We start from the raw sequence: 16,376 nt of genomic DNA, 5'->3' as shown, positions 1-16,376 counted from the left end.
GAAGATACTTACGATGAGTGTCCACACAGATTGATTAGGTTTAAAAAGAAAAAGAGATGAAGAACTCCCAAGGTTCTTCAAAGTTTGTTTCTGCTTTTTAAAGTGGAGATAAATTAGCAGTGTCCCGTTCGTCTAGAGGCCTAGGACACCGCCCTTTCACGGCGGTAACAGGGGTTCGACTCCCCTACGGGATACCATTGGGTCGTTAGCTCAGTTGGTAGAGCAGTTGACTTTTAATCAATTGGTCGCAGGTTCGAATCCTGCACGACCCACCATTTCCTCCCAAGGAAATAAAATTTGGGGCGATTAGCTCAGTTGGGAGAGCACCTGCCTTACAAGCAGGGGGTCACTGGTTCGAGCCCGGTATCGCCCACCATTTCCTCCCAAGGAAATAAAAATATGGGGCTATAGCTCAGCTGGGAGAGCGCCTGCCTTGCACGCAGGAGGTCTGCGGTTCGATCCCGCATAGCTCCACCATTCTTTCTCCATGAAGGAATCAAAACTATCATGGGCGATTAGCTCAGTTGGGAGAGCACCTGCCTTACAAGCAGGGGGTCACTGGTTCGAGCCCGGTATCGCCCACCATCTTTAAGCATTCTTTGGTGACAATAGTCTAATGAGAGTCTTTAAAAATGGTTTTGAAAGTTTAAAACTTGAAAAACTCTTGCTCTTTAACAATTTGGAAAGCTGACTGATTACTTAATTGGTTTTCACTTTAAAAAGTGAAATCAAACAGCTCAAGGCTGTGATTAAGTTAATCAAATTTAAAAGTTCTCAATGTTTATCTGCTCTTATTTATTAAGAACAGTATAAACACAACAAACACATTCAAGTGTCTTGTATTCGAATGATCAGAAATGATTGTTCATTTTTTGATTCTACTTTTTATTAAAAAGTGGAAACAAAAAGTAAATTGAGTCCGGCAAACAGTTATCAGGAATTAACCCTTCTTGATGACAACCAAAAACCTTGGTTAGTTGCCATACTAGTTTGTTTTCGCTTTTCAAAAGCGAAAGTAAAACAGAAACCCTTTCGGGTTGTATGGTTAAGTGACTAAGCGTACACGGTGGATGCCTTGGCAGTCAGAGGCGATGAAAGGCGTAATAACTTGCGATAAGCCCAGATTAGGTAGTAATAACCTTTTGAGTCTGGGATTCCTGAATGGGGAAACCCACTTACATAAGTAAGTATCCTGTTGTGAATACATAGCAGCAGGAGGCAAACCGGGGGAACTGAAACATCTAAGTACCCCGAGGAAGAGAAATCAACCGAGATTCCGAAAGTAGCGGCGAGCGAAATTGGATTAGCCCTTAAGCTTTTAATGATGCAGGTGAAGAGTCTGGAAAGTCTCGCAATAAAGGGTGATAGCCCCGTAACCGACACATCATAATCAGTGAAATCGAGTAGGGCGGGACACGTGATATCCTGTCTGAATATGGGGGGACCATCCTCCAAGGCTAAATACTACTGACTGACCGATAGTGAACCAGTACCGTGAGGGAAAGGCGAAAAGAACCCCTGTGAGGGGAGTGAAATAGAACCTGAAACCGTGTACGTACAAGCAGTAGGAGCACCTTCGTGGTGTGACTGCGTACCTTTTGTATAATGGGTCAGCGACTTAATTTTAGTAGCAAGGTTAACCGTTTAGGGGAGCCGTAGGGAAACCGAGTCTTAACTGGGCGTACAGTTGCTAGGATTAGACCCGAAACCAGGTGATCTAGCCATGGGCAGGTTGAAGGTTGAGTAACATCAACTGGAGGACCGAACCGACTAATGTTGAAAAATTAGCGGATGACTTGTGGCTAGGGGTGAAAGGCCAATCAAACCTGGAGATAGCTGGTTCTCCCCGAAAGCTATTTAGGTAGCGCCTCGGACGAATACTACTGGGGGTAGAGCACTGTTAAGGCTAGGGGGTCATCCCGACTTACCAACCCTTTGCAAACTCCGAATACCAGTAAGTACTATCCGGGAGACACACGGCGGGTGCTAACGTCCGTCGTGGAGAGGGAAACAACCCAGACCGCCAGCTAAGGTCCCAAAGTATAGCTAAGTGGGAAACGATGTGGGAAGGCTCAGACAGCCAGGATGTTGGCTTAGAAGCAGCCATCATTTAAAGAAAGCGTAATAGCTCACTGGTCGAGTCGGCCTGCGCGGAAGATGTAACGGGGCTAAGCTATACACCGAAGCTGCGGCTACGTACCTTAGGGTATGTGGGGTAGGGGAGCGTTCTGTAAGCCGTTGAAGGTGGTCTGTAAGGGCTGCTGGAGGTATCAGAAGTGCGAATGCTGACATGAGTAACGATAAAGGGAGTGAAAAACTCCCTCGCCGGAAGACCAAGGGTTCCTGTCCAACGTTAATCGGGGCAGGGTAAGTCGACTCCTAAGGCGAGGCCGAAAGGCGTAGTCGATGGGAAACGGGTTAATATTCCCGTACTTCTTACAATTGCGATGGGGGGACGGAGAAGGCTAGGTGGGCCTGGCGACGGTTGTCCAGGTTCAAGTACGTAGGCGGAAAGTTTAGGTAAATCCGGACTTTCTTAACGCTGAGATACGATGTCGAGCTACTACGGTAGTGAAGTCATTGATGCCATGCTTCCAGGAAAAGCCTCTAAGCTTCAGATTGTAAGGAATCGTACCCCAAACCGACACAGGTGGTCGGGTAGAGAATACCAAGGCGCTTGAGAGAACTCGGGTGAAGGAACTAGGCAAAATGGTACCGTAACTTCGGGAGAAGGTACGCTCTTATCAGTGAAGTCCCTTGCGGATGGAGCAGACGAGAGTCGCAGATACCAGGTGGCTGCAACTGTTTATTAAAAACACAGCACTGTGCAAAATCGTAAGATGACGTATACGGTGTGACGCCTGCCCGGTGCCGGAAGGTTAATTGATGGGGTTAGACTTCGGTCGAAGCTCTTGATCGAAGCCCCGGTAAACGGCGGCCGTAACTATAACGGTCCTAAGGTAGCGAAATTCCTTGTCGGGTAAGTTCCGACCTGCACGAATGGCGTAATGATGGCCACGCTGTCTCCACCCGAGACTCAGTGAAATTGAAATCGCTGTGAAGATGCAGTGTACCCGCGGCTAGACGGAAAGACCCCGTGAACCTTTACTACAGCTTGGCACTGAACATTGAACCTACATGTGTAGGATAGGTGGGAGACTATGAAACCGCGTCGCTAGATGTGGTGGAGTCGTCCTTGAAATACCACCCTTGTAGTTTTGATGTTCTAACGTTGGTCCCTGAATCGGGATTACGGACAGTGCCTGGTGGGTAGTTTGACTGGGGCGGTCTCCTCCCAAAGAGTAACGGAGGAGCACGAAGGTGGGCTAAACACGGTTGGACATCGTGTGGTTAGTGCAATGGCATAAGCCCGCTTGACTGCGAGAATGACAATTCGAGCAGGTGCGAAAGCAGGTCATAGTGATCCGGTGGTTCTGAATGGAAGGGCCATCGCTCAACGGATAAAAGGTACTCCGGGGATAACAGGCTGATACCGCCCAAGAGTTCATATCGACGGCGGTGTTTGGCACCTCGATGTCGGCTCATCACATCCTGGGGCTGAAGTCGGTCCCAAGGGTATGGCTGTTCGCCATTTAAAGTGGTACGCGAGCTGGGTTTAGAACGTCGTGAGACAGTTCGGTCCCTATCTGCCGTGGGCGTTGGAAAATTGAAAGGGGCTGCTCCTAGTACGAGAGGACCGGAGTGGACGAACCTCTGGTGTTCGGGTTGTCATGCCAATGGCATTGCCCGGTAGCTAAGTTCGGAATCGATAACCGCTGAAAGCATCTAAGCGGGAAGCGAGCCTTGAGATGAGTTTTCCCTGGCACTATAAGTGTCCTAAAGGGTTGTCGTAGACTACGACGTTGATAGGCAGGGTGTGTAAGTGCTGCGAGGCATTGAGCTAACCTGTACTAATTGCCCGTGAGGCTTAACCATACAACACCCAAGGGGTTTTGTGGACTCAAAGACAGACCTTGAATGAGTTTGAAGAGAATTTAACAGCTTTCCGAATTTTAAAATTTGCTTGGCGACCATAGCATTGTGGACCCACCTGATTCCATGCCGAACTCAGAAGTGAAACACAATAGCGCCGATGGTAGTGTGGGGTTTCCCCATGTGAGAGTAGGACATCGCCAGGCTTTAAATATCGTTACCTGTGTATACATGTAACAACATCTACAGTGTACAAATCTGTTGATGACAATTTGTTGGAGGGATGGCTGAGTGGTCGAAAGCACCGGTCTTGAAAACCGGCAACCGTTAATAGCGGTTCTAGGGTTCAAATCCCTATCCCTCCACCACCTTTGAAAAGCCCGCTGAGAAATCAGCGGGCTTTTTTCTTATCTGTTTCAAATCATTATGTATCATCCAAATATTTACACACGCACTTAATTCACTTGCGGATACTGTCAGAGCTTCCTAAATCATCTCATTAGGCTGTTTGCTAACAAAGTTAATGAAGCTCTTGGATAAGTAAAATCGAGCTGATATCAGCTTACATAGTGATAAATAAGAGACAACTTGATGTGCGGAGAAGGTTGCTTACTAAGTAACTTTATGGTGTTCAGAACCTTCTGTGCCAGTTGTTCGCTTAGTCGATTTTTTTTATCTTAAACTCACTTGTTAGCACTGAGTCGTACTCTTTTCCTGTGTACTTGGTATTGAAGATACTTTTGTTTTGCTCTGTCTGTTCTGAAGATATTCCTATCCATTGTGCAAATGTGTCTGAAAAGTCTCTCAGATTGTATTTGACCGAATGTATTTTCGTTTCTTGTGGGTCATTACTCATTGCTATGAAAGGTACTTCTACTGCCTGCCTAGAAAAATGTGAGCCAGTACCGTGAATTAGATACGGTGGAACGTTTACAGACGTTAGGCCATGATCCGAAAAATAAATGATTTTATATGTTTTATCATGCATCGTGAGTAAGTCTCTAAGCTTCTCTATAAAAGCCACGCCATAAGCCACTGATTTTGAATAGCATTCTAGGTATTTGTTATCTGAGGGTTTTAGTGAAACCTCCTCATCAAATCTCTTACAAAAGTCATAGTGTGACCCCATGGTATGAATGAAAATGACTTTCGGTTTATTAGTTTCTTCACGAATCGCCTTGATCACTTCTGGTAGGAGAATATTATCGGGTTCAGCTTTATCATAAGACGTATTTTTATAATATTGGTAATGAGCCCTACTCGCGATTGCGGATACCTGTGTCTCGTATTGCCCGATCTTAGCTTGATTTGATATCCAATAAGTTTTCATTCCAGCATCATTAGCAAGATCTATCACATTTAAGCCTTTATCATGCCTGTTTACATCTAGGCTCTTTGATAATATTCGAGGAACTGAAAAATATGTAACAACGGATGGGGAAATAACACCATTAAATATGGCCGCTCCTTTTATCTTTCCATTCTCTTCGTTATACGATGGGTAGTAATTTTTAATAACAGATTCACCAATATTTACGATATAAATATCCTTTAATATCTTATTTGTATGGACGTTCTCCCATTTTGAAGAGATTATTGATTTTCCTCCTTCGAGAAGAGATAGTTCATAATATAAAGAAATAGGTTTAATAACTGTAATTAGTCCTAAAAAACTAAACCACACTTCATGATGGATTGTTTTTAAGTATTCTTTATTAAGGTATGTCGTCTTTTTATTATCATGTAAGCTATAAAATTTTGTGATTAATATGCTGGAAAATAATATTAACATAATTAATGAAAATGACTTACCAACCTTTCCTAAGGTAATGTTAAATGATAAAAAAAGTAGAATGGAAAATATAGTAATCTTTACATATGTTATGACGCTAATGATTTTTATATGTTCAAGTGCTTCACCTCGATTAGACTCTAAAACCGAACCTAAGACACCTAAATCTAAGCTGAGAGAGTTTAACCTTAAGTAGAAGTCGAAAGTCATTATTACCGTGAGAAGAAGAAATACAAATCTATTACCGACAAATGCTATTATAGTTGCTATAAATAACATGTTTAAACTCAATATTGACAGGGTAAACCATACATTATCATCAGCCCCAGTTCTCAACAGGTAAAATGTCATGATACTTAAAGGAATCAGAGTCTTAATATCAATATTTTGTCTAGTTCTCATATGTTCTTGGGTAGCTTTTTTTATCGGCCCTTCGATGAGTGTAGTCATTGATGTATGGAGAGGCAACGTAAAGGCATATCCAAATACGCACAATAATATCTCCAATATTATCGTTAATTCAGGCAGTTTGATTGCACATGCCGGCGGGGGAATCGATGGTTTTAAATATACAAACTCCTTAGAGGCTGTAGAGAAGTCGATAGAAAGTGGTTTTAAGATGATAGAGCTAGATCTTCTTGTATCGTCGGATGGAAAGATCGTCGCTGTTCATGACTGGAACTCTTTCCATATGATGACTAATTCTAATAAAAATGGTCCTATTGCTTCAGAAGAGTTTGAGTTAAAAACAATTAACGATAATTATCACACTTTAAATATTTCAGAGGCGATTGAAATTTTAAGTGAGAATGAGGTTGTATTAGTTACGGATAAAATAAAAAATCTTGCCTTGCTTTCAAAAAATATAATAGATAAAGATAAATCTATTATCGAAGTGTTCAGTATAGATAAATATAATGAAGCAATAGAGTTAGGTTTTAATAACGTCGCATTAAATATAGATCTAAATACACCATTTATTCTTGAGTGGATTGATTTAAATAAAATTAGGGCTGTGACGTATCGGGGTGATAACCTTGGCTCGCTTGGGAGTGAGTATAAGAAGGCGATAGAACTAAGCAACATGGGGGTTTCTTCCATGATCTATTCGACAAATGATTTAGACTTGGATGGTATTAAAGCTTCTGGAATCGGAAATTTTGCGTTATATGTCGACTTTGTTCTTCCATCAGATGAACTATAAGATCGTAGGTTATCTAAAAAGCAGAGCTTAATCGCTCTGCTTTGATGTTGAAATGAATATTCTTTGGGACTAGTACAACTAGCTCGCTTACTTAGCGACGTTACCTGCCACGTTCAGAGCATCCCATGTACGTGAAAATGGGGGGGCGTAACAGAAATCCATGTAGCCTAATTCTTGTGTGGTCATTTTAGCGGTTATAGCTACCGCTAGTGCGTTAATACGGCCAACCGCTCCTTTCTTACCTACGATCTCACCACCTAGAAGAACCTTGGTCTCCGGGTGATAAACCAACTTCACCTTAATGTCTTCTTGGCCTGGGTAGTAATCGGTTTGGTTCTTATCTGAAATCGTTGATACTTTCACATCCAAGCTGTGTTCTTTCGCCAGAAGTTCATTCACGCCAGTACATGCCAGTTCGTAATCGAGCACTTTCAAACAAGATGAACCCAAGAAGCCCGACATATAAGTATCTTTACCTGCTAGCTTGTCTGCCATCATGCGTGCTTGCTTGTTGGCAGTAGTTGCTAGAGGAACATAAACGGGTTTGCCTAGTGCCATATGATGGACAACGGCACAGTCGCCGACAGCATGGATGTAAGCATCTTCAGTGGCACCATATTCATTCACCAACAGAGCGCCGTTTGCAGCTTTTGGTAGTTCGAATGCTTCAGTATTTGGTTTGAAACCGAGTGACAGGATAACGATATCAGCTTCTACATTGCCGTTATCTGTTTCTACGATGTAACCACCTTGCTCGGCATCGCGAATCGCAGACACGCTGCAACCGGTTTTTAGCTCTGCACCGGATTCACGAATTGCACCTTCAACCACTTCAATGATCTCAGGGCTGAACTGACGGCTCATGATGTGTTGCTCACGTTCGATAATCGTCACGTGCTTATCCAAGCCATGTGCTGCATCAAAGACTTCCAGCCCTATAAAGCCAGCCCCAATAACACACACACGCTGCTTGTTACTATCCTTTAGCGCTTCCTTAACCGCCAAGCCATCTTCCATACTTGTTAGTGTGTATACGTGTTCTGGATTGAATTCACCGAATGAAGGCACAATTGGACGTGCGCCTGTCGCAATCACCAACATATCGTAATCGATAGTGCTCTCTACGTTTTGGTGACGCACCGTAATCTGTTTTTCAGTGCGGTCGAACGACACCATTTCCGTTTCTACACGTACATCTAAACCAGATTTGATGGCTTGCTCTGGTGTACGAGAAATCATTCGTTCGGTGTCATCAAACATGCCGCCTGCAAAGTAAGGTAAGCCACAGGCTCCGAAAGAGATGTAGCTACGCTTATCTAGAACGATGACTTCGTCTGATGGCTGATTACGTTTGTACTTTGCTGCGAAACTCATACCCGCGGCGCTACCGCCTATAACAACAACTTTCATATTTACTACCTAAATAACCTGAACTCAGGAAAAACAGAAGAGCACTCACGTGGAGTGCTCTTAATTAAGTTTGAGAATTATACTGCTGCTTCTTTTGATACTGTCGCTGTAACGTCAGCGTCGTATTGTTCAGTATCCAATGAGCCATTCTTCTTCGCTGTAAGAACGCCTGACAACATAGAGCCTGAGATGTTTAGCGCTGTACGAGCCATGTCAATTAACGCTTCGATAGACACTAGAATCGCGACTACTGTGATGTCTAGACCCATGATGGTCAGTACCGCTACTGCTGCGAACGTTGCACCACCACCGACCCCTGCGATACCGAATGAAGCAATTGCGATAACAGCGATCAGTTGTAGGATGAAGCTCAAGTCTACAGGCATGCCCATTACTTGTGCCGCCATGATTGCTAGCATAGCTGGGTAGATACCTGCACAACCGTTTTGACCGATACTGGTACCAAATGTTGCTGACATGTTTGCTGTTTCTTCGTCTACACCTAGGCGTTGAGTTTGTGTTTCAACGTTTAGCGGGATAGCTGCCATGCTTGAACGAGAACCGAAGCCGAACACCAATACTGGCCAGATTTTCTTCATGAACTTAGCAGGAGAAAGACCGAACATTGACACCATCACGAAGTGGATGCCGAACATAACGCCAATTGCAACGTAGCTTGCTAGAAGGAAGCGGCCCATCTCTGCAAGTGCGAACAGGTCGTTTGTCATCATGAACGTGGTCATCAGAGCGAACACACCGTAAGGCGTTAGCTTCAGAATTTCACGAACCATTGAAAGCACCACTTCTTTTGCAGAGTTGATAAAATCAACGAAGTTTTGCACTTTTTCAGGCTTACGGTTTTTCACTTGAAGGATACAGTAACCAAGGAACATACCGAACAGTACAGTTGATAGCGTAGAAGTACGTTGAGAACCCGTTAGCATGTCAAAGATGTTGGTTGGAATGATAGACAGAGCCATACCTGACAGACCACTGCTCGCCATTGCGTCTTGTGTTGCTACCAGTGAATCACCGCGAGCTTCAATCGCACTGTTTGTGCCAATTGTGCTTACTAGTGCGTTCGCATCGATACCAAATAGGTAAATACTTGCGATACCAACGGCTGCTGAGATTGCACAAGTGAAAAGTAGAATACCGATGATTTTTGGTGCGATACGAGATAGCGCGCCGCCGCCTTCCACGTTCATGATCGAAGAGATCATCGCCACAAACACAAGTGGGATAACAATCATTTGTAGAAGTTTGATGTAGCCTTTACCGAACACTGAAATCAGTTCAGCAAAGCCAGAGGTCGCAACGTTGCCGACACCGAAAACAAGTTGAATTGCGCCACCGAACAACAAGCCAGCAGCAAGCGCACTCAGTACGCGGAAGTTAAAACTTTTCTTTTGCTTTTTGAAGTTCGACAGCAGTGCGTAGAACCCAAAGAACAGTACGCTTAATGCGATAAATGAAACGCTCATGAGAATCTCCTATGATACCCATTAATACCTAAGTCGGTTATTTTTTGTATGCGATGGCTTCAACTTCAACCAGTGCGTCTTTTGGTAGTCGTGCTGCTTCAACACAAGAGCGAGCTGGTGCGTTTTCTGTACCAAACACTTCTGTGTACACTTCGTTAAAGGCAACGAAGTTCTCCATGTCAGATAGGAAGCAGGTTGTCTTAAGCACTGTGTCCAGTCCCGCATTACTCGCTTCTAGTACAGCTTTTAAGTTTTCTAGCGACTGACGAGCCTGCTCTTTGATGCCGCCCTCAACAAACTGCATGGTTTCTGGAACGAGAGGTAATTGACCTGATGTATAAACTATGTCGCCGTAAGACGTACCTTGTGAGTAAGGGCCGATAGCTGCAGGTGCTTGTTCAGTGGCAATGATCTGTTTCACGATGTAACTCCTAAATTATTGGTTTTATTCTGATTTAAATTCACGGATAAACTTGTAAACCGCCTGTCGGCTGATCCCAAGTTGCTCTGATACTTGTGTAGTCGTCTCTTTTAGCTCAAATACGCCGTTATCAAATAAACAACGAATGATGGCTTTATTGCGACCTTTGGAAGAAACCGACTCGTCTTGGTCAACCTCGTTAACTGCTGAACTCAATGCTTGTTGAATCACGTCGTTTGCATTGTTGCTGAATGTTTCGCTGACAATGGCTTGCGGCACATTGCACTGCGGCATCAGTGTTTTGACGATTTCTGGGAATGGGAAAGATAAGTTCATGTTGATACACAGCATGCCAATCGGCTTTTGTTGTGGACCAGCCAATACGCAGGTAGTCGATTTCAGTAGGGATCCGTCTGCTGCATTGGTGAAATAACTCTTTGGAGAAACTTCGCCAGTCTTCTCGAATGCACTCCACATGCGTAAACCTAAATCGGTGATCGGTGAACCAATTTCACGCCCCGTATGATGACCATTGACGATCTTCACGACTGAGTTTTCTAAGCTCTCAAAGGAATGGATGACTACTTCACAGTAGGGACCAATCAAATCGGCAATTGTGTCTGCTAAGCGGAAGTAATTGCTTAAGCATTCTCTGTCTTCATCGGTGAATCGAACTTGTTTTACATTCATGATTTCGGTTTACATTTTTGAACTCAATGACTGAAATCTACTCCTTTGGTGGTATTTCCACAATACGCAGTAAACTTCTGTAAACCTGACGTAAACGTCTAAAACATCAACAAATCGTAAGTTTTAGAGCTAAATCACGAACGAAATTTGAACGTGATCACTCGAAATAGGTAAATCAGGTTTAATTTCTTAAACTTCATCAAGATTTACATATTTAAAACCAAAGGTTGCGTTATTGAATGTTTTGATGATCTAGGACAAGTTCTAAAGGGCGCTTAGAATTGGATTGATTGATGTTTTAGATGAGTGTGGATTAAGCATTCGCTCTGAGAATGAGATGACGGTTGATTGGAATTTTGTTCAATTGAAAGCAAGGTTGGGTTAGAGAGGCTATATTCGTGAAAGAGGTTCATCGGAGGGATGTAAATTAGAACTTAGGTATTAAAAAAGCAGCCTAAGTGGCTGCTTTTTCGTTCGTAACGCTCTAGCTGTTCAATTACCTATTTGGCTAGCTTGGCTTCTACTTGCCCAAGAGCGCGTTGGTACATAAACCATGCACAAGTGCCGGCAAGTACATTACCTACCATGGCACCCCAGAATAAGCCTTCAATGCCAGCAAGCTGAGAGCCAACCCATAGGCAAGGTAAGAAGAAAGCAAACAGGCGGAGTGCTGATATCGTCAAGGCAGTATAAGACTTGCCTAAAGCGTTAGAGATAGAAACCATCAACATACAGATACCCAAAGGCCCTAAACTGATAGGAACGATAAGTAAGTGGTAGTTCAAAATCGTTGAGACTTCGCTTTCACTGGTCATTAGGTTTGCCAGTCCGCCTGAAAACAACCAAGTTACTAACGCTACCACCAACTGGAAACTCAATACGAATATCACTGCAATCTTAACGAGCTTGCGTATGTTTTCGAGGTTGTTCTCTCCTAACATGCGGCCAATCATTGGAGGCATCGACATAGTCAGTGCTAACACGGCAACAATGGAGAAAAACTCAAAACGAGAACCCAACGCCCAAGCTGCAACGGCTGCAGTCCCATAGCCAGCAAGTAGCTTGGTTGCGAACATTGATGAAATGGGTGGTAGCAATTGACTGATCATGGCAGGTCCCATGATGTTACCGATTGAACGAACACTCTTGCCGATATCAAGATCGTGCCAGTCGAATGTAATCCAATGCTTCTTCGTCACCTTAGGAGCAACGATAAAGATACCCGCACCGAACGCCAAGATGGTCGCAATCGCGGCTCCGTTGATGCCCATGTCGAGCGTGAATATGAAAATCGGGTCCAATATCAAGTTGATGATGCTGGTCGCGATCATCATCGAACCGGGCAGCATGGTATTACCATTGGCACGACACACACTGTAGAAAAAGTAGAGCAGTGCGCCTGTCCAAGAGCTTACCAGCCAATAGAGCCAGTAAGAATCAATGATCGGCAGTACCGTCGGTGGTGCATCGAGGAGTTGTAAAATAGGACCACGCAACAGATAGATGATGACCGAGAACAGCGCGACACTCACACTGCCCATCGCAACGACTAATCCGCCGAGCTGTTTGGCATAGCGTATCTCGTTAGCCCCAATAGCTCTCGCGATCACAGCCGTTGTCGCGATGCCTAGTCCGACTTGAATCCCGATAATGATCATCTGAATTGGTAGCGTGAAGCCTTGAACCGCGAGCGGCAGTACGCCTAACTGGCCAATAAAAGCACTATCTACAAGTTGGAAGCTCATCAGGGAGAGCACCCCAAACAGCATTGGCCATGTCATTGTATAGAGTTGTCGGCCAAGAGAAGGCGAGGGAGTTGCGGTCGTAGAATTCATAACACTCTTATCAGTCTTGAAGGTAGGTTTGTCGTAGTGACAATCCACTCAATGAAGAATTGCGTAAAGGATAACGTAACGTTAGCTCGATACCAATAAATGTCATTAAATCTATCGATATTACCTTTGCACAGTTTCATCGGTATGTGGGCATTGTGCAATGCAACTTTATGCGCTCGCTTATTGAAATTTAAGGTGTCGTATCTTGTTTCTGAGTTTTATATTGCGGATTGGGTCTAAAGGTTTTCCATTCGACTATTTCTAATGTTTCGCTTTATCCCGATAACTTGGTGGTGTGACTCCAACCCAACCTTTGAATGCGCGATTGAAATTACTTAAGTCGCTGTAACCTACTTGCCAACTGATGTCTTGAACAGAAAGGTCGGTCTTTTCAAGTAGCTGTTTTGCCTTAGCCTCCCGAACTTGTTCTTTGGCTTCTTTAAAGAGAATGTTTTTGCTCTTCAGGTTTCTCTGCAGCGTTCGTTTTGTCATGCCGAGCATGGTCGCAAACCACTCAATATTGAACCAAGGTAGAGTCGCATAGGTGTCTATTAATGTCTCGACAGCGTGATGCCAATCTTGGGTACTATTTCGTTCTGAAATGGCACGATAATCATCGGGCAGCGGAATCGAGAACGCACCGTATTGCTCTTCAAACTGAATATCAGAATCAAAGAAATGCTTAGGTAATTTACGTGCGCTGTTGTGCTTAGAGACCAACTTGGCGTGTGATGGTTGCCAGCGACTGTCAATGAACTTACGGCATAGGCTAATCACCGTCAGGGCGCGAAACCATTCGGCTTGTTCAAAACCTGAGGTTGATGGGTGATAGCAACTTCGATGACACAGCCACCACAACCCATCGCTTTTTTCCGTCCATATGGTGACGTGATTACTTAAGGTCGATATTTCAGTAATCAAGCAGCGTACAGCTTGCTCTAGTGAAGTGCATTGATCAATTTTTCGGTCTAGCTCAGGTGATAATTGCTCTAGAGAGGCCCTACGTCCAACCTCAATCCCTATCGAATAACCAAACTTCCGCTCAAGGCCGTGAATGAAGCGAATCACGTCTTGTGTAGGAAGCCATTGATTGGATTGTGTTAGCTCAATGGGTAGACCGCACGCATCGGCGACGGTGCGCCAATCCAGTCTATGTTTGTCACAATACTGAATATATGGAGCAATGTTACTGGTCGAAGTGAGCAATATGCTGGTGGTGTTCGATGATGCTTTCATTGTTTTGTGCCTACCATTAAATGTCACCAAGTGACCTAATTAAGTGTAGCGCATCTCCCTATACTTCTCCTAACCCAAACAGGAGAACAATTATGAAACTTAAACACATTGCCGTTCTAGTATCGTTAGCAACCGCATCATCATTTGCTCTTGCAGCAAACCCAGTTGAAGAAGCTCTGAAAGTTGAAGGTGCTCAAGTTACCTTGACCGTGAAAGAGGCGAGCACAGCATTTACCCCAAGTTTTACTGATTCTGCTCGTGAGTTATTCAATAACTTTCATTGGCAAATGGGCGGCGACCACAGCGTTTACTACAACATGCACATGAGTGAGTTTCTACCAACGGCACTGGCGGCTCCAAACGAAGAGTACAAGCCTTTAGTCAAAAATATCGACCCACGACTCGCTGCACTCAAAGTTAATACTGAAAGCAAAGGTCAGTTGACAATGGATGAGTACTTGGCGGATGAACAGTTCCGTACCCAAGGCTTTATGTTGATTCACAAAGGGGAGATCGTTTACGAAGCTTACCCAGGTATGAAGCCGACAGATACGCACGTTTGGGCATCCACAGCAAAAACCACGGTTGGCACTGTGATCGCGATGTTAGTGGAAGAGGGTAAAGTCGACCCTGAAAAAGAGATCGCTGAGTATGTTTCTGAATTGAAAGGAACGAACTGGGATGGCATCACAGTACACCAAGTTCTGAACATGTCGACCGCTCTAGACAATGAAGAGACATTAGAGTCTATCTTGAACCCAGACTCTGATGTGGTGCGTTTCTTTGCTGCATCGTTCAACTCACCTCGTGCAAAAACGGGTGAAATGGAAACTTGGATGGAAGTGGCTCAAGGTGCACAGAAACTGGAAGGTGAACAAGCAGGTGACCACTTCCGTTACGCATCTATCAACACCATGGTGCTGACTAAGTTAGTTGAAAACGTTGAAAACAAAACCTGGACTCAAGTGTTCGAAGATCGTGTTTGGTCAAAAGTGCACGCACGTCAACCAATGCAATTCAACTTAACACCGGATGGCATGGCGATCGCGGTTGGCTTGGTTTCATCAACTGTAGAAGACATGGCGCGCTGGGGAACACTATTTACACCTAGCTGGAAAGCGGTGGCTGATGAGCCAGTGGTGTCACAAGTTGTGATTGATCGTATCCGCAACGGCGGTGATCCAAAAGCATTCGTAGGTACTAGCAAAGAGAGCAGTTCACTGCACGCATACAACGAAAAAGCGGACTACAACGCATACCAATTCGACTATGTGTTCAATGACGGTGCGATGTCAAAAAGTGGCAACCTTGGCCAGTTCATTTACATCGATCCGGAACGTGACTTTGTAGGTGTGATGTTCTCAACCAACCCTTACCACTCAGGTTTTGGTGAGAATAAAGGCCCTGCACTAATGCGTTCAGCAGCAAAACTACTTGCTGACAAGTAATCTATTTATTGCCTAACAGGATGTTCCAGGCTTCAAGGAGGAAGCAAACGACTTTCGAGAGATATAATGAAAAAGTTTGCTCTATTAATCCCGTTGAGTTTAGGTCTAGCCCTTCCTGCTCATGCCGATTCTGATTCCGAACGTGTTATCGATCCTGCTGATGTCACTAAAGTTTATACTCAAGCTGCATTGATGTTTAATGGTAGTTCAGATATCCAATTTCAAGGGCAAGTTTCTGGCGGTTTAGAAAACGGTCAACAGTTTGCCCTACTGGCTGAAGGGACGTTTGTCGATGAAAGCAACACAGCGCTTCGCGATCCAGACAAATTCGGTACAGAGTATAGTAACTCTAGAATCCAGTACTTCCATGTCTTTGAAACGGGGACGAAAGCTACGCCTAAAGTGGGTCTTTCTTTAGATTATATTAATACGCGTAACAGTATTAAAAATGACTTATTGTCGGTTGGCGGTGTTGTTGCGATTAATCCAGCTTATACCGGTGGATTCCTTGTGTTTCCAAGAGCAGGGCTGATGACAGGTAGCATGGAGATCCCTGGCGTCACTTCATCTAAAGATGATTTAACGGGATACTCGCTTGGTTTGATTACCGCGAAGCATCTCGGTGACTCTGGCGCTTATGTGTCTTTAGTCCCTGAGTGGCAGGATCTTTCTGGTGATGATATCGACATGCAAAACTTCTCATTTAAAACATCGTTAAATGTGCCGATGAACACTGCAAGAACTTGGTGGTTGAATACGCGCTATGACATTACCAAAGCGGATGTTGATGTGAAAGGTGTGTCAATGCCGAATGGTTGGCAAACCGAGGCTTGGGTTGGTGTGAGATACTACTTCTAGCGCTTTAGCCAGCTAATTTGCAAAGAACCTAAAAAAGCCAGTCAACGTGACTGGCTTTGGTCGTT

General features: G+C 44.2%; 10 protein-coding genes, 6 tRNA genes and 2 rRNA genes. 11 read left to right on the top strand and 7 right to left on the bottom strand.

What is annotated here, in order from left to right:
* The first annotated feature begins 121 nt into the window (after window positions 1–121).
* From AC3CH3_RS17245 to AC3CH3_RS17210, 8 genes are all read left to right on the top strand, one after another.
* Window positions 122–197: transfer RNA gene (locus tag AC3CH3_RS17245), tRNA-Glu, on the top strand.
* A 2-nt stretch (window positions 198–199) separates the two neighbouring features.
* Window positions 200–275, top strand: a tRNA-Lys gene (locus AC3CH3_RS17240).
* A gap of 25 nt (window positions 276–300) precedes the next feature.
* A tRNA-Val gene (locus tag AC3CH3_RS17235) sits at window positions 301–376 on the top strand.
* Window positions 377–401: 25 nt separating this feature from the next.
* A tRNA-Ala gene (locus AC3CH3_RS17230) sits at window positions 402–477 on the top strand.
* A gap of 32 nt (window positions 478–509) precedes the next feature.
* Window positions 510–585 (top strand) — tRNA-Val (locus AC3CH3_RS17225).
* A gap of 458 nt (window positions 586–1,043) precedes the next feature.
* A 23S ribosomal RNA gene (locus AC3CH3_RS17220) occupies window positions 1,044–3,936 on the top strand.
* Window positions 3,937–4,023: 87 nt separating this feature from the next.
* Window positions 4,024–4,139, top strand: a 5S ribosomal RNA gene (rrf, locus tag AC3CH3_RS17215).
* A gap of 71 nt (window positions 4,140–4,210) precedes the next feature.
* Window positions 4,211–4,301 (top strand) — tRNA-Ser (locus tag AC3CH3_RS17210).
* A gap of 290 nt (window positions 4,302–4,591) precedes the next feature.
* Here the strand turns inward: AC3CH3_RS17210 and AC3CH3_RS17205 are convergent.
* Window positions 4,592–6,175: a sulfatase-like hydrolase/transferase gene (locus AC3CH3_RS17205; protein WP_488538796.1), complete on the bottom strand. Its 1,584-nt coding sequence runs from the start codon at window positions 6,173–6,175 to the stop codon at window positions 4,592–4,594.
* Between AC3CH3_RS17205 and AC3CH3_RS17200 the strand changes: the two genes are divergently transcribed.
* Window positions 6,075–6,929, top strand: a complete 855-nt coding sequence (locus AC3CH3_RS17200) for a glycerophosphodiester phosphodiesterase family protein (RefSeq protein WP_029405604.1) — start codon at window positions 6,075–6,077, stop codon at window positions 6,927–6,929. The two genes, AC3CH3_RS17205 and AC3CH3_RS17200, sit on opposite strands and share 101 nt — an antisense overlap.
* Window positions 6,930–7,016: 87 nt before the next feature.
* On the opposite strand, the gene AC3CH3_RS17195 is transcribed toward AC3CH3_RS17200, so the two are convergent.
* The 6 genes from AC3CH3_RS17195 to AC3CH3_RS17170 form a co-directional block, all read right to left on the bottom strand.
* On the bottom strand, window positions 7,017–8,339 hold the full coding sequence (locus AC3CH3_RS17195; protein ID WP_019824651.1) for a CoA-disulfide reductase: 1,323 nt from the start codon (window positions 8,337–8,339) through the stop codon (window positions 7,017–7,019).
* A 77-nt stretch (window positions 8,340–8,416) separates the two neighbouring features.
* Window positions 8,417–9,823, bottom strand: a complete 1,407-nt coding sequence (locus tag AC3CH3_RS17190; protein WP_017102501.1) for a cation:dicarboxylate symporter family transporter — start codon at window positions 9,821–9,823, stop codon at window positions 8,417–8,419.
* Between the two features lie 37 nt (window positions 9,824–9,860).
* Window positions 9,861–10,244 carry a RidA family protein gene (locus tag AC3CH3_RS17185; protein ID WP_019824653.1) on the bottom strand — a complete coding sequence of 128 codons (384 nt, stop codon included), beginning with the start codon at window positions 10,242–10,244 and terminating at the stop codon, window positions 9,861–9,863.
* Between the two features lie 24 nt (window positions 10,245–10,268).
* A complete protein-coding gene (locus AC3CH3_RS17180) occupies window positions 10,269–10,934 on the bottom strand; it encodes a helix-turn-helix transcriptional regulator (protein WP_019824654.1) in 666 nt (221 codons plus the stop codon).
* A 500-nt stretch (window positions 10,935–11,434) separates the two neighbouring features.
* Window positions 11,435–12,769 (bottom strand): MATE family efflux transporter, encoded by a 1,335-nt coding sequence (locus AC3CH3_RS17175; RefSeq protein ID WP_488538795.1) that lies wholly within the window; start codon window positions 12,767–12,769, stop codon window positions 11,435–11,437.
* Window positions 12,770–13,030: 261 nt separating this feature from the next.
* Window positions 13,031–14,005 (bottom strand): helix-turn-helix domain-containing protein, encoded by a 975-nt coding sequence (locus tag AC3CH3_RS17170; protein ID WP_488538794.1) that lies wholly within the window; start codon window positions 14,003–14,005, stop codon window positions 13,031–13,033.
* A 92-nt stretch (window positions 14,006–14,097) separates the two neighbouring features.
* Here AC3CH3_RS17170 and AC3CH3_RS17165 point away from each other — a divergent pair, with 92 nt between their 5' ends.
* Both AC3CH3_RS17165 and AC3CH3_RS17160 read left to right on the top strand, forming a co-directional pair.
* Window positions 14,098–15,453 (top strand): serine hydrolase domain-containing protein, encoded by a 1,356-nt coding sequence (locus AC3CH3_RS17165; RefSeq protein ID WP_488538793.1) that lies wholly within the window; start codon window positions 14,098–14,100, stop codon window positions 15,451–15,453.
* 66 nt (window positions 15,454–15,519) lie between these two features.
* The gene (locus AC3CH3_RS17160; RefSeq protein WP_488538792.1) at window positions 15,520–16,311 is read left to right on the top strand and encodes a hypothetical protein; all 792 of its coding nucleotides are present in this window, start codon (window positions 15,520–15,522) and stop codon (window positions 16,309–16,311) included.
* The last annotated feature ends 65 nt before the right edge of the window (window positions 16,312–16,376 follow it).

Source organism: Vibrio sp. QJM3NY_35, from assembly GCF_057785915.1.
The sequence above is the reverse complement of the archived record's forward strand: the minus strand, read 5'-3'. Positions and strand labels throughout refer to the sequence as shown.

Coding starts and splice junctions, on each gene's coding strand:
- AC3CH3_RS17200 (WP_029405604.1), top strand. CDS start 6,075: ATGATACTTAAAGGAATCAGAGTCTTAATATCAATATTTTGTCTAGTT.
- AC3CH3_RS17205 (WP_488538796.1), bottom strand. CDS start 6,175: ATGACTACACTCATCGAAGGGCCGATAAAAAAAGCTACCCAAGAACAT.
- AC3CH3_RS17195 (WP_019824651.1), bottom strand. CDS start 8,339: ATGAAAGTTGTTGTTATAGGCGGTAGCGCCGCGGGTATGAGTTTCGCA.
- AC3CH3_RS17190 (WP_017102501.1), bottom strand. CDS start 9,823: ATGAGCGTTTCATTTATCGCATTAAGCGTACTGTTCTTTGGGTTCTAC.
- AC3CH3_RS17180 (WP_019824654.1), bottom strand. CDS start 10,934: ATGAATGTAAAACAAGTTCGATTCACCGATGAAGACAGAGAATGCTTA.
- AC3CH3_RS17175 (WP_488538795.1), bottom strand. CDS start 12,769: ATGAATTCTACGACCGCAACTCCCTCGCCTTCTCTTGGCCGACAACTC.
- AC3CH3_RS17170 (WP_488538794.1), bottom strand. CDS start 14,005: ATGAAAGCATCATCGAACACCACCAGCATATTGCTCACTTCGACCAGT.
- AC3CH3_RS17165 (WP_488538793.1), top strand. CDS start 14,098: ATGAAACTTAAACACATTGCCGTTCTAGTATCGTTAGCAACCGCATCA.
- AC3CH3_RS17160 (WP_488538792.1), top strand. CDS start 15,520: ATGAAAAAGTTTGCTCTATTAATCCCGTTGAGTTTAGGTCTAGCCCTT.